At 64.3% G+C, this 19,606-nt stretch carries 17 protein-coding genes and 1 pseudogene; 6 read left to right on the forward strand and 12 right to left on the reverse strand.

Annotation, left to right across the window (positions count from 1 at the left end; all coding sequences use genetic code 11):
* Positions 1–6 precede the first annotated feature (6 nt).
* The gene (locus ABIB06_RS17600; RefSeq protein WP_354048930.1) at positions 7–1,014 is read right to left on the reverse strand and encodes an aldo/keto reductase; all 1,008 of its coding nucleotides are present in this window, start codon (positions 1,012–1,014) and stop codon (positions 7–9) included.
* A 115-nt stretch (positions 1,015–1,129) separates the two neighbouring features.
* Here ABIB06_RS17600 and ABIB06_RS17605 point away from each other — a divergent pair, with 115 nt between their 5' ends.
* Positions 1,130–2,035, forward strand: a complete 906-nt coding sequence (locus ABIB06_RS17605) for a LysR family transcriptional regulator (RefSeq protein WP_354048932.1) — start codon at positions 1,130–1,132, stop codon at positions 2,033–2,035.
* 12 nt (positions 2,036–2,047) lie between these two features.
* Here the strand turns inward: ABIB06_RS17605 and ABIB06_RS17610 are convergent, their stop codons facing one another.
* On the reverse strand, positions 2,048–3,049 hold the full coding sequence (locus tag ABIB06_RS17610; protein WP_354048934.1) for a 2-hydroxyacid dehydrogenase: 1,002 nt from the start codon (positions 3,047–3,049) through the stop codon (positions 2,048–2,050).
* A gap of 324 nt (positions 3,050–3,373) precedes the next feature.
* Here ABIB06_RS17610 and ABIB06_RS17615 point away from each other — a divergent pair, with 324 nt between their 5' ends.
* Complete coding sequence (locus ABIB06_RS17615) at positions 3,374–3,904, forward strand: SH3 domain-containing protein (RefSeq protein ID WP_247352834.1); 531 nt, start codon at positions 3,374–3,376, stop codon at positions 3,902–3,904.
* Positions 3,905–4,035: 131 nt separating this feature from the next.
* Here the strand turns inward: ABIB06_RS17615 and irrA are convergent, their stop codons facing one another.
* The gene (gene irrA / locus ABIB06_RS17620; RefSeq protein ID WP_276001300.1) at positions 4,036–4,527 is read right to left on the reverse strand and encodes an iron response transcriptional regulator IrrA; all 492 of its coding nucleotides are present in this window, start codon (positions 4,525–4,527) and stop codon (positions 4,036–4,038) included.
* A 351-nt stretch (positions 4,528–4,878) separates the two neighbouring features.
* Between irrA and fabA the strand changes: the two genes are divergently transcribed.
* From fabA to fabI, 3 genes are all read left to right on the forward strand, one after another.
* Positions 4,879–5,400, forward strand: coding sequence for a bifunctional 3-hydroxydecanoyl-ACP dehydratase/trans-2-decenoyl-ACP isomerase (fabA, locus tag ABIB06_RS17625; RefSeq protein ID WP_247352835.1), 522 nt, complete (start codon positions 4,879–4,881; stop codon positions 5,398–5,400).
* A 39-nt stretch (positions 5,401–5,439) separates the two neighbouring features.
* Complete coding sequence (fabB, locus tag ABIB06_RS17630) at positions 5,440–6,663, forward strand: beta-ketoacyl-ACP synthase I (protein WP_247352836.1); 1,224 nt, start codon at positions 5,440–5,442, stop codon at positions 6,661–6,663.
* A gap of 138 nt (positions 6,664–6,801) precedes the next feature.
* Positions 6,802–7,602 carry an enoyl-ACP reductase FabI gene (fabI, locus tag ABIB06_RS17635; RefSeq protein ID WP_247352838.1) on the forward strand — a complete coding sequence of 267 codons (801 nt, stop codon included), beginning with the start codon at positions 6,802–6,804 and terminating at the stop codon, positions 7,600–7,602.
* Here fabI and ABIB06_RS17640 read toward each other — a convergent pair.
* The 3 genes and pseudogenes from ABIB06_RS17640 to ABIB06_RS17650 form a co-directional block, all read right to left on the reverse strand.
* Positions 7,599–7,819: pseudogene (locus ABIB06_RS17640) on the reverse strand (glutathione S-transferase family protein); the annotation flags it as partial. The gene fabI and the pseudogene ABIB06_RS17640 sit on opposite strands and share 4 nt — an antisense overlap.
* A 26-nt stretch (positions 7,820–7,845) precedes the next feature.
* Positions 7,846–8,310: a GNAT family N-acetyltransferase gene (locus ABIB06_RS17645; protein WP_247352840.1), complete on the reverse strand. Its 465-nt coding sequence runs from the start codon at positions 8,308–8,310 to the stop codon at positions 7,846–7,848.
* A 7-nt stretch (positions 8,311–8,317) separates the two neighbouring features.
* Positions 8,318–9,244, reverse strand: coding sequence for a hydrogen peroxide-inducible genes activator (locus ABIB06_RS17650; RefSeq protein WP_354069162.1), 927 nt, complete (start codon positions 9,242–9,244; stop codon positions 8,318–8,320).
* A gap of 114 nt (positions 9,245–9,358) precedes the next feature.
* Here ABIB06_RS17650 and katG point away from each other — a divergent pair, with 114 nt between their 5' ends.
* Positions 9,359–11,527: a catalase/peroxidase HPI gene (gene katG, locus ABIB06_RS17655; RefSeq protein ID WP_354048938.1), complete on the forward strand. Its 2,169-nt coding sequence runs from the start codon at positions 9,359–9,361 to the stop codon at positions 11,525–11,527.
* Positions 11,528–11,646: 119 nt separating this feature from the next.
* Here the strand turns inward: katG and pnp are convergent, their stop codons facing one another.
* The 6 genes from pnp to ABIB06_RS17685 form a co-directional block, all read right to left on the reverse strand.
* Positions 11,647–13,800 (reverse strand): polyribonucleotide nucleotidyltransferase, encoded by a 2,154-nt coding sequence (pnp, locus tag ABIB06_RS17660; protein ID WP_247352845.1) that lies wholly within the window; start codon positions 13,798–13,800, stop codon positions 11,647–11,649.
* Between the two features lie 378 nt (positions 13,801–14,178).
* The gene (gene rpsO / locus ABIB06_RS17665; protein ID WP_092027405.1) at positions 14,179–14,448 is read right to left on the reverse strand and encodes a 30S ribosomal protein S15; all 270 of its coding nucleotides are present in this window, start codon (positions 14,446–14,448) and stop codon (positions 14,179–14,181) included.
* A gap of 2 nt (positions 14,449–14,450) precedes the next feature.
* A complete protein-coding gene (truB, locus tag ABIB06_RS17670) occupies positions 14,451–15,569 on the reverse strand; it encodes a tRNA pseudouridine(55) synthase TruB (RefSeq protein ID WP_354048941.1) in 1,119 nt (372 codons plus the stop codon).
* Positions 15,566–15,997, reverse strand: coding sequence for a 30S ribosome-binding factor RbfA (rbfA, locus tag ABIB06_RS17675; RefSeq protein ID WP_247352848.1), 432 nt, complete (start codon positions 15,995–15,997; stop codon positions 15,566–15,568). Before rbfA ends, truB begins: the two co-directional genes overlap by 4 nt.
* Before the next feature lie 155 nt (positions 15,998–16,152).
* A complete protein-coding gene (gene infB / locus ABIB06_RS17680; RefSeq protein WP_354048943.1) occupies positions 16,153–18,849 on the reverse strand; it encodes a translation initiation factor IF-2 in 2,697 nt (898 codons plus the stop codon).
* A gap of 71 nt (positions 18,850–18,920) precedes the next feature.
* Positions 18,921–19,604 (reverse strand): RNA-binding protein, encoded by a 684-nt coding sequence (locus ABIB06_RS17685; protein ID WP_354048945.1) that lies wholly within the window; start codon positions 19,602–19,604, stop codon positions 18,921–18,923.
* Positions 19,605–19,606: the final 2 nt, after the last annotated feature.

Here is a 19,606-nt window from a genome sequence, read left to right on the forward strand (position 1 = left end):
CAGCCGTTAAATCGTGGCCGGCTTCTCGCTGTCGAGGTGCGCCATCTGCTCGGCCGCGTAACGCGTACCGGCGGCGACATCGGGCGGAAAGGCCTTTGCCAGCACCGCGAGATGAGCCGGCGTCAGCGTGACCTTGGCCGCGCCGAGTGCTTCGCTGAGACGGTTGCGGGTGCGGGCGCCGACCAGCGGCACGATCTGCTTGCCTTGCGCTGCCACCCAGGCGATCGCGACCTGCGCCGGCGTCGCACCGATCTCGGCGGCGATGGCGCGCAGCTGCTCGGCCAGCGCGAGATTGGCATCGAGGTTCGCGCCCTGGAAGCGCGGGCTCATCAGCCGGTAGTCCTTGCCGGTCTTGCCGGAATCCTTCGACCAATGGCCGCTGATCAGGCCGCGCGCCAGCACGCCGTAGGCGGTGATTCCGATGCCGAGCTCGCGGCAGGTCGTCAGGATGTCGCGCTCGATGCCGCGTTCGATCAGCGAATATTCGATCTGGAGATCGGCGATCGGATGCACGGCGTGCGCGCGGCGGATGGTGTCGGAGCCAACCTCGGACAGGCCGATATGTTTGATGTAGCCGGCCTTCACGAGACCAGCGATGCCGCCGATGGTCTCCTCGATCGGGATGTTGGGATCGAGCCGCGCCGGACGGTAGACGTCGATGTAGTCGGTGCCGAGCCGCTGCAGCGAATAGGCAAGGAAGTTCTTCGTTGCGGCCGGCCGCGAGTCGATCCCGGCGAATTCGCCCGCGGGGCCGCGCAACGCGCCGAACTTGACGCTGATCTGCACTTTCTCGCGCGGAACGTCTTTCAGCGCCTCGCGGACCAGCATTTCATTGTGGCCCATGGCGTAGAAGTCGCCGGTATCCAACAGCGTGATGCCGGCATCGAGCGCCGCGTGGATCGTGGCGATGCTCTCTCCACGATCGGCCGGGCCGTAGACCTCGGACATGCCCATGCAGCCGAGACCGAGGGCGGAGACGGTGGGGCCGGTTGAACCGAGTTTGCGCTGTTCCATGATGGCTCTCCTCGAAAAGGCGCTGACCGCGCCGGGTGACGAGGCCTGATATGCGCCTGATCGATTGCGCCGATAAGCTGGACAATCGAGAATGGCTTGTTCATTCTGGCGAACAATGGCCGAGCCCGACCTGCGTGATCTCGACGTCTTCGTGGCGGTCGCCCGCACCCGCAATTTCCGGCGCGCGGCGGTCGAAATTCGCGTGTCGGTGTCGAGCCTTAGCCAGCGGCTTCGGGACCTGGAGGAGCGCCTCGGCGTGCGCCTGATGAACCGCACCACCCGCAGCGTCGCCCTGACCGAGGCGGGCGAGCTGCTGCTATCGCGCGTGGCGCCCGCCTTGCGCGATGTCGGCGACGCCCTGGATCAGGTGCGGGGCCTGCGCGAGAGGGCCTCGGGCCGCCTGCGCATCAACGCACCGCCCCCGGCGGTCGACCTCGTGCTGGCGCCGATGGTCGGGCCGTTCCTGGGGGCGTATCCGCAGGTCGATCTCGACGTCGTTTCCGAAAGCGGGTTCGTCGACATCGTCAGCGCCGGCTTCGATGCCGGCGTGCGCTACGGCGAGCATCTCGCGCAGGACATGGTGGCGATCCCGCTGAGCGGCCCGCAGAGCTATGTCGTCGTCGCATCGCCCGATTACGTCGCGCGCCGCGGCATGCCCAGGCATCCGAAGGACCTGCTCGACCATGATTGCATCCGCGCCCGCTACTCGAGCGGCGTCATGCATGATCTGGAGTTCGAGAAGGCCGGTCAGTTGGTGAAGGTAGATCCGCCGGCCAAGCTGATCTCGACCAATATGGGCCTCGCGATGCGCGCTACGCTCGACGGCGTAGGTGTGTGGGCGACGCTCGATGGCTACGTCCATGATGCCGTGAAATCCGGCGCGCTGGTCAGCCTGCTCCAGGATTGGTGCGAACCGTTTCCCGGACCGTTTCTCTATTATCCAAGCCGGCGCCAAACGCCGCCGGCGCTGCGCGCCTTCATCGATTTCACAGCAGACTGGCGCAAGCGCGAAACGCGCTGAGACACTGAACCCTCAGAGCATGCTCGGCAGCACGCGATCCGGCGGCTTGTGGGCGTCGAGGAAGGTGCGGATGTTGATGATCACCTTCTCGCCCATCTCGACGCGGCCTTCGATGGTGGCCGAACCCATATGCGGCAGCAGCGTCACCTTGCCGGCCTTGGCGAGCCGCACCAGCTTCGGGTTGACCGCGGGCTCGTGCTCGTAGACGTCGAGGCCCGCGCCGCCGATCTCGCCGCCTTCGATCAGCTTGATCAGCGTGTCCTCATCGGTGACCCCGCCGCGCGCGGTGTTGACGATGTAGGCGTCCTTGCGGATCAGCTTCAGCCGCCGCGCCGAGAGCAGATGGTAGGTCGCCGGCGTGTGCGGACAGTTCACCGAGATGATGTCCATCCGCGCCAGCATCTGGTCGAGGCTTTCCCAATAGGTCGCGCCCAGCTCTTCGGCGATCTTCGGCGCCACGGGCCGGCGGTTGTGATAGTGGATCTGCAAGCCGAAGGCGCGGGCGCGGCGCGCGACCGCCTGGCCGATGCGGCCCATGCCGATGATGCCGAGGCGCTTTCCCCCGATGCGATGACCGAGCATCCAGGTCGGCGACCAGCCGGGCCAGGGTTTTCCTTCCGTCAGGATCGAGGCGCCTTCGATCATCCGCCGCGGCACGGCGAGGATCAGCGCCATGGTCATGTCGGCGGTGTCTTCGGTCAGGACTTTTGGTGTGTTGGTGACGGTGATGCCGCGGGCGTGCGCGGCCTCGACGTCGATGTTGTCGACGCCGTTGCCGAAATTCGCGATCAGTTTCAGCTTGCAGTCGGGCTGATTGACGATGCCGGCAGAGATGTGATCGGTAACGGTCGGAACCAGCACGTCGGCGGTGCGCGCGGCTTCCGCGATCTGGTCGGCCGACATCGGCGCATCGTCGAGATTGATCCGCGCGTCGAACAGTTCGCGCATCCGGGTCTCGATCGAGTCCGGAAGCTTGCGCGTCACCACGACGAGGGGCTTTTTCTTCACAGACATGTTCTGCCCTCATGAGGAGTCGCGGGCCACCTCTGTCACCAAAGGCCGGCCGTTGAGGCCTCATTAACCCGGTTGTTCGACACTGCCTTTGCCGTGTCGTCCCCGGCGTTTCCTTCAAGCTCTCCCGACATTTCCGGCCGGAAAATCGGGGCAAACTGGTTGTTCAGACGTCCGTCCTCTCTAGCAGAAGACCGGGCCAAGACAAGAACCACGGGCAAAGGGCTCGGGAACACCCGCGTGGGGCGGGTCGGGGCTGGTGCGGCACGGTATTGGAATTGTGGGTGAGGGCCCGGCTCGGCCGGACCTTCGACAGGAGACGGGTTGATGGCGTTGGGGCGTTTTTGTTCGGTGATGGCGCTCGTTTGCACCTGGTTGAGCGCTTCGGTCAGCCCCGGGCATTCGGCGAAGGACAACACACCCCAGACAGCCTCGGGCCTCCCGGTGCCGCGCTACGTCAGCCTCAAATCGGATCACGTCAACGTCCGCGCCGGTCCCACCAAGGACAATGACGTCGCCTGGGTCTATACCCGCTCCGGCCTGCCGGTCGAAATCACCGCGGAGTTCGAGAACTGGCGCCGGGTGCGCGATTCCGAGGGTGCCGAGGGCTGGGTCTATCACTCGCTGCTGTCGGGCCGCCGCACCGCTGTCGTCACCATGAAGCACAAGGACGACCTCGCGCCGATCTACGATCGCGCCGATCCCGACAGTGCGGTTGCAGCCAAGCTTCAGGTTGGTGTCGTCACACAGGTCAAGAGGTGCAGCGCAAACTGGTGCCACGTCCTCGGCAACGGTTTTGACGGCTGGATCCAGCAGGAGCGCCTCTGGGGCGTCTACTCGGACGAGCAGGTGAACTGAGGCTTAGGGGCAATCCCTTGCCTCCAATCCCTTGCCTCGTGGGCATCAACGGACCTTGCATCTGGCCCAAAAACGTGGATGGCCGGGGCAGGCCCGGCCACGACGACTAAATCAGCAGTTTAGGATTGATCTCAGCGCTTCTTGCGCAGCCGCACGACCATGTCGATGCGGGCGATCTCGTAACCCGCAGGCACCTCCGGCATCTTGGACAGCGCCAGATGCGGATCCTCGATGTCGACCAGCTCATGGCTGTTCTCGAGGTAGTAGTGATGGTGGGTCGTGACGTTGGTGTCGAAATAGGTCTTGGTGCCGTCGACGCTGACCTGACGGAGCAGACCGGCATCGGTGAGCTGGTTCAGCGTGTTGTAGACGGTCGCCAGCGAGACCGGCACCTTGGCCAGCGTCGCTTCCTCGTAAAGCATTTCAGCCGTGAGGTGGCGTGCACCCTTGCCGAACAGGAGCCAGCCCAGCGCCATGCGCTGGCGCGTCGGACGAAGCCCGGCGGATTGGAGCATTTCGTTGACGTCGTGCCACGGGCAGCCGGTCAAAGCCGGCTGGCGGCCGGACATAAGAGCCGCCGCATGGGCCTCTTCGTCGTGATGGGGCGCGTTATTTTCGCTCATTTCCAGCTTCGGGCACGCGTGAACACTATCTTCCCCAACATATATGGAGAGATGGATGCAGATGCAAGTTTCTCGCAACTAGAGTGGTTCTAATCGGGCAAGGAACCGGGCCGAGCCCGCGTCATTTTACCTTCATGAGAGCGCTTTGCCACCCGAAATGGCCTGTGTTAGAGAGCCCGCGGTTCCGCTTAACCGATTTTGGCGCAGCCCAGGCATTGAGGGCCGCTCGCAATCCATCCGGTCCTTCGTATTCTCGTCTGACGATGGCAACGGACGTTGCTTTTCGAGCAGGACTGGGCCCATTTTTGCCGGAAACGCCGCTCAATCGGGTTAGAACACAGAGGCTTCCGCATGCTGAACAGGCGCAACGGCTACGAATATGAAGATCTGCTGGCTTGTGCCCGCGGCGAGATGTTCGGCCCGGGCAATGCCCAACTGCCGCTGCCGCCGATGCTCATGTTCGACCGTATTACGGACATCAGCGAGACCGGCGGCGAATTCGGCAAGGGCGTGGTGCGTGCCGAGCTCGACGTGAAGCCCGATCTCTGGTTTTTCGGGTGCCACTTCAAGAACGATCCGGTGATGCCCGGCTGCCTCGGCCTCGACGCGCTGTGGCAACTGGTCGGCTTTTATCTGGGGTGGAGTGGTGGTGAAGGTCGCGGCCGCGCGCTCGGCCTGAACGAGCTGAAGTTCAGCGGCCAGGTGCTGCCGGAGGCCCGCAAGGTTGTGTACAACATCGATATCAAGCGCGTGATGCGTTCAAAGCTGGTGCTGGGTATCGCCGACGGATGGCTTTCGGTCGATGACCAGATTATCTATCGCGCGAAGGATCTGAAGGTCGGCCTGTTCAAGCAGGGCACGAGCCTGGGCTGAGCGCATCACCACGAAGACAACGATTGAAGCGAGGCTGTCATGAGGCGGGTTGTGGTCACCGGGATGGGCATTGTCTCCTCCATCGGAAACAACACCCAGGAAGTGCTTGCAAGCCTTCACGAGGCGAAGTCGGGCATTTCGCGGGCTGAGAAATATGCGGAGCTCGGCTTCCGTTCGCAGGTGCAAGGTGCGCCGACGCTCGATCCTTCGACGGTGGTCGACCGCCGCGCCATGCGTTTCCTCGGTCAGGGCGCGGCGTGGAATCACGTCGCGATGGAGCAGGCGATCCAGGATTCCGGCCTGTCGCCTGACGAAGTGTCCAACATCCGCACCGGCATCATCATGGGCTCCGGCGGTCCGTCCGCTCGCACCATCGTCGAGGCCGCCGACACCACCCGCACCAAGGGGCCGAAGCGCGTCGGACCGTTTGCAGTGCCGAAGGCGATGTCCTCCACCGCCTCCGCGACGCTTGCGACCTGGTTCAAGATCAAGGGCGTGAACTATTCGATTTCGTCGGCCTGCGCCACGTCGAATCATTGTGTCGGCAATGCCTATGAGACGATCCAGATCGGCAAGCAGGACGTCGTCTTCGCCGGCGGCTGCGAGGAGCTGGACTGGTCGCTGTCGGTGCTGTTCGACGCCATGGGCGCGATGTCCTCGAAGTACAACGACACGCCCGCCACGGCCTCGCGTCCCTACGACGTCAACCGCGACGGCTTCGTGATTGCCGGCGGCGCAGGCGTGCTGGTGCTGGAAGAGCTCGAGCATGCCAAGGCGCGCGGCGCGCGCATCTACGGCGAGATCGTCGGCTACGGCGCGACGTCCGACGGCTACGACATGGTCGCACCGTCAGGTGAAGGCGCCGAGCGCTGCATGCGCATGGCGATGTCGACCGTGAAGACCAAGGTCGACTACATCAATCCGCACGCGACCTCGACGCCGGCCGGCGATCCGCCGGAGATCGACGCGCTCCGCAGGGTGTTCGGAAGTGGCGAGAAGTGTCCGCCGATCTCGGCGACCAAGGCACTGACCGGCCACTCCCTGGGCGCAACCGGCGTGCAGGAGGCGATCTATTCGCTGCTGATGATGAACAACGGCTTCATTTGCGAGAGCGCGCACATTGTGGAGCTCGATCCCGCATTCGCCGACATGCCGATCGTGCGCAAGCGTATCGACAACGTCAAGATCGGCACCGTGCTGTCGAACTCCTTCGGCTTCGGCGGCACCAACGCCACGCTGGTGTTCAGCCGGCTGGATGCGTGAGGTCCTTGCGGACGCCCTGGTAATTTTCTCGTCATGGCCGGGCTTGTCCCGGCCATCCACGTCTTGGCCGCCGGCTTCGAAGGGCGTGGATGCCGGGGACGAGCCCGGGCATGACGAAAGTGGAAAGCGATCGAAACGATGCAGGAATTGATGAAAGGCAAGCGCGGCCTGATCATGGGCATTGCCAATGATCATTCGATCGCCTGGGGCATGGCGAAGACGCTGCATGCTCACGGCGCCGAGCTTGCCTTCACCTTCCAGGGCGAGGCCCTGGGCAAGCGTGTCAAGCCGCTGGCGGAGCAGCTTGGCGTCGACATGGTGCTGCCCTGCGACGTCGAGGACATTGCCAGCGTCGACGCCACATTCACGGCCTTGCGCGAAAAGTGGGGCCGGCTGGATTTCGTGATCCACGCGATCGGATTCGCCGACAAGAACGAGCTCAAGGGCCGCTACGCCGACACCAGCCGCGAGAATTTTTCGCGCACCATGGTGATCTCCTGCTTCTCGTTTACGGAGATTGCAAAACGCGCCGCCGAGCTGATGACTGAGGGCGGCAGCATGATCACGCTGACCTTCGGTGCCTCGATGCGCGCGATGCCGAACTACAACGTGATGGGCGTGGCCAAGGCGGCGCTGGAAGCCTCGGTGCGCTATCTCGCCTCCGACTTCGGGCCGCGCGGCATCCGCGTCAACGCGATTTCCGCAGGCCCCATCCGCACGCTGGCCGGCTCGGGCATCGGCGAGGCGCGCGCGATGTTCGCCTTCATGCAAAAACATTCGCCGCTTCGCCGCGGCGTGACGCTCGACGAGCTCGGCGGCTCGGCGCTGTATCTGTTGTCGGATCTCTCCGGCGGCGTGACCGGCGAGATCCACTATGTCGATTCCGGTTACAACATCGTCCTGATGCCGAAGCCGGACGACCTTGCAATGCCTGATTAACCCGCCGCGATTTTCTCCGCCCGCTGGAACGCCGGCCGTGCCATGCAGCGCGCGAGACAGGCGACGAAGGCCGGGCGCGACGGCACCGTCTTGAACAGGCGCACCGCAAGGTTCAGGCCCGATCCGATCGTGATGTCGGCGGCCGAAAATTCCTCGAGAATCCACGGCCCGTTGGCGAGCGCGGCTCCCGCACGTCGAAGACCTGCGTCGCGCTGCCCGCAAGCTGCACCCAGAGCTCGCTGTCTATCCAGCGGGCCGCTGCCGCCGCCACCGATAATACTTCATCATGAACCCGTTCGACGGCTCGATCTCTTGCTTCTCGAACACAAAGCCTTCGCGTTCGTACCAGCGCCAGGCTTTTTCGTTTTCGCGGACGCAGCGCAGATACATCTCGTCCGGCATTTGCGTGCGCGTGAAGGCGAGCAATTGGCGGCCGAGCGATTGGCCCTGATAGGCGGGCGCGACGAACAGCATGTCGAGATAGAGCTTTGGCAGATGCAGCGCCAGCATCGCGGCGATCGTGCCGTTGTCGTCGGCGACGAACAGGCTCCAGCCACCCTCGATCTCGCGCCGGATGCGTGCACGCAGGTTCGCGAGCAGGAAGTTGCTCGTCTCGCCGAGTCCGGTCGAGACCCAGCTCTCCATCCAGACGCGGCCGATCTCGTCGTATTCGTCCGCGCGGGCCGGGCGGATGATGGGGTGGGACATCGGGAACTCAGGCCGGCTGGCTGCGCGCGGATGGCCGCGCGCGCACCTTGCCGGCCGACAGGCACACCACCTCGGAGATCTGAAGCAGTTGGCGCGCGAGCGGGCTGGTCTTGCGCCAGACCATGCCGATGGTGCGCGACGGCTGCGGGTCGCGGAAGCGCGTGAGCGAGACCGACGCCGATCGCGTCTCCACCGACACCGCCATCTCCGGGATCAAGGTGACGCCGATGCCGGCGCTGACCATCTGGACCAGCGTCGACAGCGAATTGGCATCCAGCATCTCGCGCGGCGGCGCCGATTGCATGTTGCAGAACGACAGCGCCTGATCGCGGAAGCAGTGCCCCTCTTCGAGCAGCAACAGCCGCATCTCGCGCATCATCTCCCGCGATGGTGCCGGCGTCCCCTCGTCCGCGCCCGGTCGCACCAGCAGGAATTTCTCCGCGAACAGGGCGACCTCGGTGAGCGAGGGCTCGGACACCGGCAGCGCGACGATGGCGGTGTCGAGCCGGCCTTCCACCAGTTCCTGGATCAGCCGTGGCGTCATCGTCTCGCGCACGCGGATGTCGAGCTCCGGATGCATGCGCGTGAGATTCTTGGTGATCGTGGGCAGTAGATAAGGCGCGATCGTCGGGATCATGCCGATGCGCAGCCGTCCCGAGAACCGGTCCTGCGAGGCGCGGGCGAAATCGCCGAGTTCGTCGACTGAGCGCAAAATGTCGCGGACGCGCTGCGCGAGTTCCTCGCCAAACCGGGTCAGCGCCACCTGTCGCGCGCTGCGCTCCAGCAGCGGGCCGCCGAGCGCCTCCTCCATCTCCTTGATCTGCATCGACAAGGCCGGTTGCGAGATGGAACAGGATTCAGCCGCGCGGCCGAAATGGCCGTGGCGCGCCAGCGCATCGAAATATCGGAGCTGCCGCATCGTCAAGTTGATCATCAGAAAATCTTATCGCAGTGATCATTAAAGTCAACTTCCCCTGATCGAACGCGAAGCTTAGAGTGCTTCTACCTGGTCAAGGGCGCGAGTTCGACGCCACCAGAGGAGGTATTCATGGACGACACTTCGAAGTGCCCGTTTTCGGGTGGAAAACGCGTGCCAACGAACCGCGATTGGTGGCCAACTCAGCTCAGCATCGAGATGCTGCACAAGAATTCCGGCCTGTCCGATCCGATGGGCAAGGAATTCGACTACGCCAAGGAATTCAAGACGCTCGACCTGAACGCGGTCATCAAGGATCTGACCGCTTTGATGACGGAATCGCAGGAATGGTGGCCCGCCGACTTCGGTCACTATGGCGGTCTCATGATCCGCATGGCCTGGCACAGCGCGGGCACCTACCGCACCACGGACGGCCGCGGTGGCGCCGGCGCCGGTCAGCAGCGTTTCGCGCCGCTCAACAGCTGGCCCGACAACGCCAACCTCGACAAGGCGCGCCGTCTGCTCTGGCCGATCAAGCAGAAGTACGGCCGCAAGATTTCCTGGGCCGATTTGATGGTGCTGGCCGGCAACGTCGCGCTGGAATCGATGGGCTTCAAGACCTTCGGCTTCGCCGGTGGCCGCGCCGACGTGTGGGAGCCGGAGGAGCTCTATTGGGGTCCCGAAGGCACCTGGCTGGGCGATGAGCGCTACAGCGGCGAACGCCAGCTCGCCGAGCCGCTCGGCGCGGTGCAGATGGGCCTCATCTACGTCAATCCGGAAGGCCCGAACGGCAAGCCGGATCCGATCGCCGCGGCCAAGGACATCCGCGAGACCTTCTTCCGCATGGCGATGAACGACGAGGAAACCGTCGCGCTGATCGCCGGCGGCCATACCTTCGGCAAGACCCATGGTGCTGGCGATCCGTCTCTGGTGGGACCGGAGCCGGAAGCGGGCGCGCTCGAGGATCAGGGCCTCGGCTGGAAGAGCAAGCACGCTTCGGGCATCGGCGGTGATTCCATCACCAGCGGTCTCGAGGTGACATGGACGACGACGCCGACGAAGTGGAGCAACAACTTCTTCGAGAACCTGTTCAAGTACGAATGGGAGCTGACGAAGAGCCCGGCGGGTGCGCAGCAGTGGACGGCCAAGGGCGCGGAGGCGATCATTCCGGACGCTTTCGACAAGTCCAAGAAGCATCGGCCGACCATGCTGACCACCGATCTCTCGCTGCGTCTCGATCCCGCCTATGAGAAAATCTCGCGGCGCTTCCTGGAGAATCCCGATCAGTTCGCCGACGCCTTCGCCCGCGCCTGGTTCAAGCTCACCCATCGCGACATGGGTCCGGTCGTGCGCTATCTCGGCCCGCTGGTGCCGAAGGAGACGCTGATCTGGCAGGATCCGATCCCGGCCGTGAATCACGAGCTGGCCGGCGAGCAGGATATCGCCTCGCTGAAGACGAAGATCCTGGCCTCGGGTCTGTCGGTGCCGGAGCTGGTGTCGACGGCCTGGGCGTCGGCCTCGACGTTCCGCGGCTCGGACAAACGCGGCGGCGCCAACGGCGCACGCATCCGCCTCGCCCCGCAGAAGGACTGGGAGGTGAACGAGCCGGCTCAGCTCTCGAAGGTCCTGGGCAAGCTCGAAGCGATCCAGAAGGACTTCAATGCGTCATCCGGTGCGAAGAAGGTCTCGCTGGCGGACCTCATCGTGCTCGGCGGCACCGCCGCGGTCGAGAAGGCCGCGAAGGATGCCGGCGTCGGCATCAAGGTCGGCTTCACGCCGGGCCGCATGGATGCCTCGCAGGAGCAGACCGACGCTGCCTCCTTCGCTCCGCTGGAGCCGCGGGCCGATGGCTTCCGCAACTACACCGGCAAGCGGCAGCAGTTCATGATGCCCGAGGAGGCTCTGGTCGATCGTGCGCAGCTGCTCCGGCTTACCGGCCCGGAGATGACGGCGCTCGTCGGCGGTCTGCGCGTGCTCGGTGCCAATGCGAACGGTTCGAAGAACGGCGTCCTCACCTCGAAGGTGGGAACGCTGAGTAACGACTTCTTCGTCAACCTGCTCGACATGAGCACGCAGTGGACGCCGACCGGCACTGACGGCAGCTATGAGGCCCGCGATCGCAAGACCAACGCGGTGAAGTGGACAGGCACGCGCGTCGATCTGATCTTCGGCGCACACTCGCAGCTCCGCGCCTACGCCGAGGTCTATGCCACGTCGGACTCCAAGGAACAGTTCGTCAAGGACTTCGCCAAGGCCTGGACCAAGGTGATGAACCTCGACCGGTTCGACCTCGCGGCTTGAGGTGTTTGACCTCTCCCGCAAGCGGGAGAGGGGCGCATTTCGACCGGAGCAGGCACAACAGCACAAACAAAAAGGGCGGCCGAAAGGCCGCCCTTCATGTTTCTGATGCAGCGGAGCGATTACTCGCCGGCCGCTTCGCGCGGAGCCTTTTCGCCCTCGCCCTTGCCTTCGAGGTCTTCGCCGGTCTCCTGGTCGACCACCTTCATCGACAGGCGGGTCTTGCCGCGGTCGTCGAAGCCGAGCAGCTTGACCTTGACCTTATCGCCTTCCTTGACGACGTCGGAGGTCTTCTGCACGCGCGCCGAAGCGAGCTGGCTGATGTGGACGAGACCGTCCTTGGAACCAAAGAAGTTCACGAAGGCGCCGAACTCCATCACCTTGACGACGGTGCCGTCGTAGATCTGGCCGACTTCCGGATCGGACGCGATCGACTTGATCCACTTGATCGCGGCCTTCATCGCCTCGCCGTCGCTGGAGGCGACCTTCACGGTGCCGTCGTCCTCGATGTTGACCTTGGCGCCGGTCTTCTCGACGATCTCGCGGATCACCTTGCCGCCGGTACCGATCACTTCACGGATCTTGTCGGTGGCAATCTTGAAGGTCTCGATGCGCGGCGCATATTCGCCGAGCTCGGCACGGGCGTTGGTAAGCGCCTTGGACATCTCGCCGAGGATGTGGATACGACCATCCTTGGCCTGACCGAGCGCGACCTTCATGATCTCTTCGGTGATGCCTTCGATCTTGATGTCCATCTGGAGCGAGGTGATGCCCTGCTCGGTGCCGGCGACCTTGAAGTCCATGTCGCCGAGATGGTCCTCGTCACCGAGGATGTCGGAGAGAACCGCGTAGCGCTTGTCTTCGAGGATCAGGCCCATCGCGATGCCCGCGGTCGGCCGCTTCAGCGGCACGCCTGCGTCCATCAGCGCGAGCGAGGCGCCGCAGACCGAAGCCATCGACGACGAGCCGTTGGATTCGGTGATCTCCGACACCACGCGCGTGGTGTAGGGGAACTCGTGGTGCGGCGGCAGCACGGGGTGGATCGCGCGCCAGGCAAGCTTGCCGTGGCCGATCTCGCGGCGCTTGGTGCCGCCGAGGCGACCGGTTTCACCGACCGAGTAGGGAGGGAAGTTGTAGTGCAGCAGGAACGTCTCTTTGTACGTTCCCGACAGTGCGTCGATGTACTGCTCGTCCTCGCCGGTGCCGAGCGTGGTCACGACCAGCGCCTGGGTCTCGCCGCGGGTGAACAGCGCCGAGCCGTGGGCGCGGGGCAGCACGCCGACTTCGGCGATGATGTTGCGCACGGTCTTGGAGTCCCGGCCGTCGATGCGCTTGCCGGTGTCGAGGATGTTCCAGCGAACGATCTTGGCTTCGAGCTTCTTGAACACGCCGCCGATGCGCAGCTTGTCGTATTTCGGCTCCTGCCCTTCGGGGAAGTAGTGGGCGATCACCTTTTCCTTGACCTTGCCGACCGCGGCGTAGCGATCCTGCTTGATCGGAATGGCGTAGGCGGTGCGCAATTCCTGCTCGACCATGCCGAGCATTTCCTTTTCGAGCGCCGAATTGTCGATCGCGGTGACCTCGCGCGGCTCCTTCGCGGCCTTCTCGGCGAGCTCGATGATCGCGTTGATCACCGGCTGGATGTGGCGGTGACCGAACATCACGGCGCCGAGCATGATGTCTTCGTTCAGTTCCTTGGCTTCCGATTCCACCATCAGCACGGCGTCGGCAGTGCCGGCGACGACAAGGTCGAGCTGGGTGTCGACCATCTCGTCGAGGGTCGGGTTGAGGATGAACTCGTCATTGGCGAAACCGACGCGCGCGGCGCCGATCGGGCCCTTGAACGGAGCGCCCGACAGGGTCAGCGCGGCCGACGATGCCACCAGCGCCACGATGTCGGGATCGTTCTCCATGTCGTGCGAGAGCACGGTGACGATCACCTGGGTCTCGTTGCGCCAGCCGTCGACGAACAGCGGACGGATCGGACGGTCGATCAGGCGGGAGACCAGCGTCTCCTTCTCGGTCGGACGGCCCTCGCGCTTGAAATAGCCGCCGGGAATGCGGCCGGCTGCGTAGGTCTTCTCCTGGTAGTCGACGGTCAGCGGCAGGAAGTCGACACCTTCGCGCGGGGTCTTTGCCGCGACGACGGTGGCGAGCACCACGGTCTCGCCGTAGGTCGCGACGACGGCGCCGTCGGCCTGGCGGGCGATCTTGCCGGTTTCAAGCTTGAGAGGGCGTCCGCCCCAGTCGATCTCGACCGAATGCTTATTGAACATAGATGTCTTCTTTCATGGGTTCTCGAAAGAAGGACGGCTCGAAAAACAAAAACCATGCGCAAGATTGCGGGACGTTGATCGAAGCGGGCGATCAGCGTCCTGCGATCCTGCCATGGTTTTTGGATTTCGGATGGCGTCCATCCTTTCGGGTCATACGGGCGCCTTGCCCGTTGTGCCCAGCCGCCGGATTGCTGCTGGACTGTCAGTCGGCACGAACGCGAACACCAAACCTTGGGTCTTCGCCCATCATGCCCCGGATGCGAACCGTCAACGGCCCGTACCCGACGCGCACGCAGCCTCGATCAAAAACCTTTAAACAAGCGCTTTCGTTCGAAACCACGCGCGAAAACGCGCGCCGTTGGGCGCGCGCAAGAACTCTTAACGACGAATGTTGTGCTTCTCGAGCAGCGCCTTGTAGCGGGCCTCGTCCTTCTTCTTCACATAGTCGAGGAGCGAGCGGCGGGTCGACACCAGCTTCAAGAGGCCGCGACGCGAATGGTTGTCCTTCACGTGGGTCTTGAAATGGCTCGTGAGGTTGGCGATGCGTTCCGAAAGGATCGCGACCTGAACCTCTGGCGAGCCGGTATCGCCGGCTTTGTTGGCATTCGTCTTGATGACTTCCGCTTTGCGTTCTGCGGCAATCGACATCGTCAATTTCTCTCGTTGCGAACGGCGCTGGCAGTCAGGCCGGTCAGGTTGAACACACGCTTGGGGATGATTTCGCCATTGCCAACTTCGGCAAGCGCGAGAAGCCGGCCTGCCACCGTGACATAGACTGTGCCGCTCGAAGTGGGCGCATCCCGTCCGCGCAACAAAACGGCCTGGCCCCGATGGAGCCTTGCCGCATCAGCCCGAGTGACGGCCAGTGCCGGGATGTCGTCCAGCGCGGTCTCAACGGGCATAAGCGCGTCGGCGAGGCTCCCCTCGCCGGACGCGGCTCTATCGCACAAAGCCTCCAACTGATCCAGCGGAATCATGTCGTTCTCGCCAAATGGGCCGACCAGGGTCCGCCGCAGCGCGCAGATATGGCCGTAAGTGCCGAGAATCCGGCCCATATCGCGGGCCAGCGCGCGGACATAGGTGCCCTTGCCGCACTCGGCCTCGAACACGGCGTGGTCACTACCTGGTTGATTTACAAGGCTTAAACGGTGAATCTCGACCGGACGCGGGGCCAGTTCCACGATCTCGCCGTCGCGGGCGAGGTCGTAGGCACGCTCGCCCTTGATCTTGATCGCGGAATAGCGCGGCGGGATCTGCTCGATCACCCCTGTGAAACGGGGCAGCAGGGCCTCGATGGCCTCCCGGGTCGGGCGCTGGTCGGAGGTTGCGGTAGCCCGGCCCTCTATATCGTCGGTATCGCGCTCCTCGCCCCAGCACACGGTGAACTGGTAGCGCTTGCGGCCGTCCATGACGAAGGGGACGGTCTTGGTGGCCTCGCCGAGCGCGATCGGCAGGCCGCCGGAGGCGAGCGGATCCAGCGTGCCGGCATGACCGGCGCGTTTGGCGTTGAACAGGCGCTTGAGCACGGCAACGGCCTGCGTCGAGGTCATGCCGATCGGCTTGTCGAGCACGACCCAGCCGTGGACGTCGCGGCGGTCACGGCGCGGCTGGTTGCCCTTCTGCTTGTTGGCGCGCGGATCGTTGTTGACGCGGCGCGGCTCCTGATGCGGCTGGGAATTGCCGTCCATCTCCGCAAAATTATTTTTCTGCATGTCGCGCTGATCGGGCTCTTCGCCGCCGATCGTGCCGTGAGCCGGGTCCATCGTCATTGCTCTTCTTCCCGATCCGATTTCGGATCCTGTTCCAGGTCCTTCTGCACCGCAGGTGTTCGCAAAAGTTTCTCGATCCGTTCCGCTTCGTCGAATCGTTCATCGACGCGGAAGCGAAGGTCAGGTGCAAATTTCAGGTTAACGCGCCGCGCGACTTCGCCGCGCAGGAACTTCTTGTTGCGCTCGAGCGCAGCGATAATGACCTCGGTGTCGCGGCCACCGAGCGGCATCACATAAACTGTTGCAAGCTTCAGGTCGGGCGACATCCGTACCTCCGGCACGGTGATGATGTGACCTTCGAGGTCCTCATCATGCACATTGCCTTGCGCCAAAATCTCGGCCACCGCGTGGCGAACCTGCTCCCCGACACGCAACTGGCGCTGCGAGCCGCCGGGTGCGGAACTTTTTTTCTGATGATGGCTGGGCATGGTCGAAAATTACCTCGTCATGCGCGTGTATGGGACACGAGCATTGTCATTTGTTCTGTTGAAACGAATGCGGTGAGATGGCCGGAATAAATCCGGCCATCTCACTCCCGCAATTTCAGCTCAGAAAGATCCAGGCGCTTCGGTAAGATTTGGACTTACAGGGAGCGCTGGATCGTCTCCACGCGGTAACACTCGATCACGTCACCGGCGCGCATGTCGTGATAGTTCTCGAAGGCCATGCCGCATTCCTGACCGGACTGGACTTCCTTCACTTCGTCCTTGAAGCGCTTCAGCGTCGATAGCTTGCCTTCGTGCACGACGACGTTGTCGCGGATCAGGCGCACGTTGGCGCCGCGTTCCACGGTGCCGTCGGTAACGCGGCAGCCGGCGACCTTGCCGATCTTGGAGATGTTGAAGATCTCCAGGATCGCGGCATTGCCGAGCATGGTTTCGCGCAAGGTCGGCGCGAGCAGGCCGCTCATGGCCTTCTTCACGTCGTCCACGAGGTCGTAGATGATGTTGTAGTAGCGGATCTCGATGCCGTTGCGCTTGGCGGCCGCAGCGGCCTCCTTGTTCGCTCGAACCGAGAAGCCGATGATCGCGGCGTTAAAACCTTCCGCGAGCGTCACGTCCGATTCCGAGATGCCGCCGACACCGGCATGCAGGATACGCGCGGCGACTTCGTCGGTGCCGAGCTTCTCCAGCGAGCCGAGGATCGCTTCCAGCGAGCCCTGCACGTCGGCCTTGATGATCAGCGGGAATTCCTTGCGGCCCGCCGTCTTCAACTGCGACATCATCTGCTCGAGCGAGCCGCGCATGCCGGAGATCGAGGCAGCCGCGTTCTCGCGCTTCTGGTGCGCGCGGTAGCTCGTGACCTGACGGGCGCGGGCTTCGTTCTCGACCACGGCGAGACGATCGCCGGCTTCCGGCGGACCGTTGAAGCCGAGCACTTCGACCGGTACCGAGGGACCGGCTTCCTGAACCGTCTCACCCTGATCGGAGATCAGCGCACGGACGCGGCCCATCTCGGCGCCGGCGACGATGATGTCACCGACACGGAGCGTGCCGCGCTGGACCAGCACGGTCGCGACCGGACCACGGCCGCGATCGAGCTTGGCTTCGATCACGGTGCCTTCGGCCGGGCGCTCCGGATTGGTCTTCAGGTCGAGGATGTCGGCCTGGAGCGCAATCATCTCGAGCAGCTTGTCGAGATTGGTCTTGTTCTTCGCGGACACTTCGACGTCGACGACTTCGCCGCCGAAAGATTCCACCTGCACCTCGTGCTGCAGCAGCTCGGTGCGCACGCGCTCGGGCTTGGCGTCGGGCTTGTCGATCTTGTTGATGGCAACGATGATCGGCACCCGCGCCGCCTTGGCGTGGTTGATGGCTTCGATCGTCTGCGGCATCACGCCGTCATCGGCCGCAACCACCAGCACGACGATGTCGGTGACCTTGGCGCCGCGGGCGCGCATCGCGGTGAACGCGGCGTGGCCGGGCGTGTCGATGAAGGTGATCTTCTTGCCGCTCTCGGGCGACACCACCTGATAGGCGCCGATATGCTGGGTGATGCCGCCGGCTTCGCCGGAGACAACGTTGGCATGACGGAGCGCATCGAGCAGCGAGGTCTTGCCGTGGTCGACGTGGCCCATCACGGTCACCACCGGCGAGCGCGGCTCGGTATCGGTGGGATCGTCGATGGCGTCGAACAGGCCTTCTTCAACATCGGACGCGGCAACGCGCTTGACGGTGTGACCGAGCTCTTCGGCGATCAGCTGCGCGGTGTCGGCGTCGATCACGTCGGTGATCTTGTGCATCGCGCCCTGCTTCATCAGCATGCGGATGACGTCGACCGCGCGCTCGGCCATGCGGTTGGCGAGTTCCTGGATCGTGATCGCTTCCGGAATGATCACCTCGCGGATGAGCTTTTCCTTCGGCTCGTTCGCGGCATGGCCCTTCAGGCGCTGGGTGCGGCGGCGGAACGAGGCGATCGAGCGCTCGCGCACATCGTCGGCATTGAAGGCGGTGACGACCGTCAGGCGGCCGCGCTCCTTCTGCGGGCCGGGCTTCTGGGTGGGCTTGGGGGCTACCACAGGCCGCGCAGCGCCGCCGGGACCGCGACGGATCTGGCGCGGACCCTCGTCCTCGTCCGGTCCGGCTGCGACAGCGGGGGCGCGACCCACCGGGCCTCCCGGCCGCGTGGTCGTTCCGGGCCGCGCGGTCGTTGTTCCCGGGCGTGCCGTGGTGCTCGTTCCCGGGCGCGCCGTGGGCGCTCCGGACCGCGGTGCAGTAGCGGCAGAGGTCGCGGTTGCAGGGCGCGCCGCAGATTGCGGCTGCTCGCCTTCGCCAAAACGCTTCTTGGCCTCGGTTTCGGCCTTCCGCTTGGCTTCCTCTTCGTGGCGGTGACGCTCGTCCTCGGCCTTGCGGCGGGCTTCGGCGGCCTCGCGGTCGGCGCGTTCGGCGGTTTCGCGGACAGCGCGGCGCTGAGCCTCTTCCTCGGCACTACGACGCTCTTCGACTTCGCGCACCTTGGCATCGGCCAGCGCGCTGGCGCGGGCGGAACGCTCGTCCTCGGTCAGCGTGCGCAGCACCACGCCGGAGCCGGCGTTGCGCGGCGGAGCCGGGCGTGCGGGAGCAGGCGCCGGCGCGGCCGGCGCGGGCTTCGCCACTTCGGCCACCTGCGGCTCGGGGGTGCCGTCGACACGGCGCTTGCCGCGCTTCTCGACCACGACCTGCTTGCTACGGCCATGGCTGAAGCTCTGGCGCACGGTGCCCGTTTCGACGCGCGGCTTGAGCGATAGCGTCTTGCTCGGAACGCTCAGCTTCTTGTCGCCAGGGGTCTTGGTATCAACCATTAAGCAGTCCTAATCCTGATCTTGTTGTCGTTGTGCGTTGCCGCACCGTGCTATCGGGTGGTCGTTGTCTCTCAGAAATCCTGGCCGGGCATTTCGGCAGTCTTGTCAACGTGCGCCATCCGGTATCGGACCAGCATCTGGCTACGTGACAGGAATGACTTGCTCGCCGGGCCCGCGAGCAGGGCAGCATGTATCACATTTGACCGGGTAAGTGCCAAATCCAATTCTATTGATTTCAGCGCGGTGACGACGGGAATCTGCGGCTTGGAGCCGCGATTTCCGTCATTTTGACGCGCCAGCATGTCCAATTTGCGGATTCCGTCCGCGGCCCCGTCGCTGGCATGGATCAGGACCTCGGCCGTACCTCCCCGAAGCGCGCTTTCGACCTTGCCGAAGCCGGCCACAATCTGGCCCGCCTTGGCGGCAATCCCGAGGGCTTCGGTCACGCCCCGAACCAGAAGCGCCTCGATGTCTGCGGGAAGCGTCTGACGGACGCGCAGCTGGCGCTTGAAGGCTTTGGTAAAGTGGTGACGCCGCACGGCTTCCGCAACCACCTCGCGCGAGGCGGTGACCCACATGCCGCGTCCGGGCAGCTTGCGCTTGAGATCGGGAACTATGTCCCCTTGGGGCGAGACGACGAAGCGGATCAGCTCGTCGATCGGCCGGACCTCGCGGCTGACCGCGCACATCCGCATGGTCGCGGACTTCTCAGTTCGCGGTCCATGGTCGAGTTCGGGGTCAGTATCGGCGAGCATCC

This window comes from Bradyrhizobium sp. LB8.2 (assembly GCF_040548035.1).
In the GTDB taxonomy this organism is placed as follows: Bacteria; Pseudomonadota; Alphaproteobacteria; order Rhizobiales; family Xanthobacteraceae; genus Bradyrhizobium.

Bases quoted from the DNA above. Each gene is read 5' to 3' on its own strand.
- ABIB06_RS17600 (WP_354048930.1), bottom strand. From the start codon at position 1,014: ATGGAACAGCGCAAACTCGGTTCAACCGGCCCCACCGTCTCCGCCCTC.
- ABIB06_RS17605 (WP_354048932.1), top strand. From the start codon at position 1,130: ATGGCCGAGCCCGACCTGCGTGATCTCGACGTCTTCGTGGCGGTCGCC.
- ABIB06_RS17610 (WP_354048934.1), bottom strand. From the start codon at position 3,049: ATGTCTGTGAAGAAAAAGCCCCTCGTCGTGGTGACGCGCAAGCTTCCG.
- ABIB06_RS17615 (WP_247352834.1), top strand. From the start codon at position 3,374: ATGGCGTTGGGGCGTTTTTGTTCGGTGATGGCGCTCGTTTGCACCTGG.
- irrA (WP_276001300.1), bottom strand. From the start codon at position 4,527: ATGAGCGAAAATAACGCGCCCCATCACGACGAAGAGGCCCATGCGGCG.
- fabA (WP_247352835.1), top strand. From the start codon at position 4,879: ATGCTGAACAGGCGCAACGGCTACGAATATGAAGATCTGCTGGCTTGT.
- fabB (WP_247352836.1), top strand. From the start codon at position 5,440: ATGAGGCGGGTTGTGGTCACCGGGATGGGCATTGTCTCCTCCATCGGA.
- fabI (WP_247352838.1), top strand. From the start codon at position 6,802: ATGCAGGAATTGATGAAAGGCAAGCGCGGCCTGATCATGGGCATTGCC.
- ABIB06_RS17645 (WP_247352840.1), bottom strand. From the start codon at position 8,310: ATGTCCCACCCCATCATCCGCCCGGCCCGCGCGGACGAATACGACGAG.
- ABIB06_RS17650 (WP_354069162.1), bottom strand. From the start codon at position 9,244: ATGATCAACTTGACGATGCGGCAGCTCCGATATTTCGATGCGCTGGCG.
- katG (WP_354048938.1), top strand. From the start codon at position 9,359: ATGGACGACACTTCGAAGTGCCCGTTTTCGGGTGGAAAACGCGTGCCA.
- pnp (WP_247352845.1), bottom strand. From the start codon at position 13,800: ATGTTCAATAAGCATTCGGTCGAGATCGACTGGGGCGGACGCCCTCTC.
- rpsO (WP_092027405.1), bottom strand. From the start codon at position 14,448: ATGTCGATTGCCGCAGAACGCAAAGCGGAAGTCATCAAGACGAATGCC.
- truB (WP_354048941.1), bottom strand. From the start codon at position 15,569: ATGACGATGGACCCGGCTCACGGCACGATCGGCGGCGAAGAGCCCGAT.
- rbfA (WP_247352848.1), bottom strand. From the start codon at position 15,997: ATGCCCAGCCATCATCAGAAAAAAAGTTCCGCACCCGGCGGCTCGCAG.
- infB (WP_354048943.1), bottom strand. From the start codon at position 18,849: ATGGTTGATACCAAGACCCCTGGCGACAAGAAGCTGAGCGTTCCGAGC.
- ABIB06_RS17685 (WP_354048945.1), bottom strand. From the start codon at position 19,604: ATGCTCGCCGATACTGACCCCGAACTCGACCATGGACCGCGAACTGAG.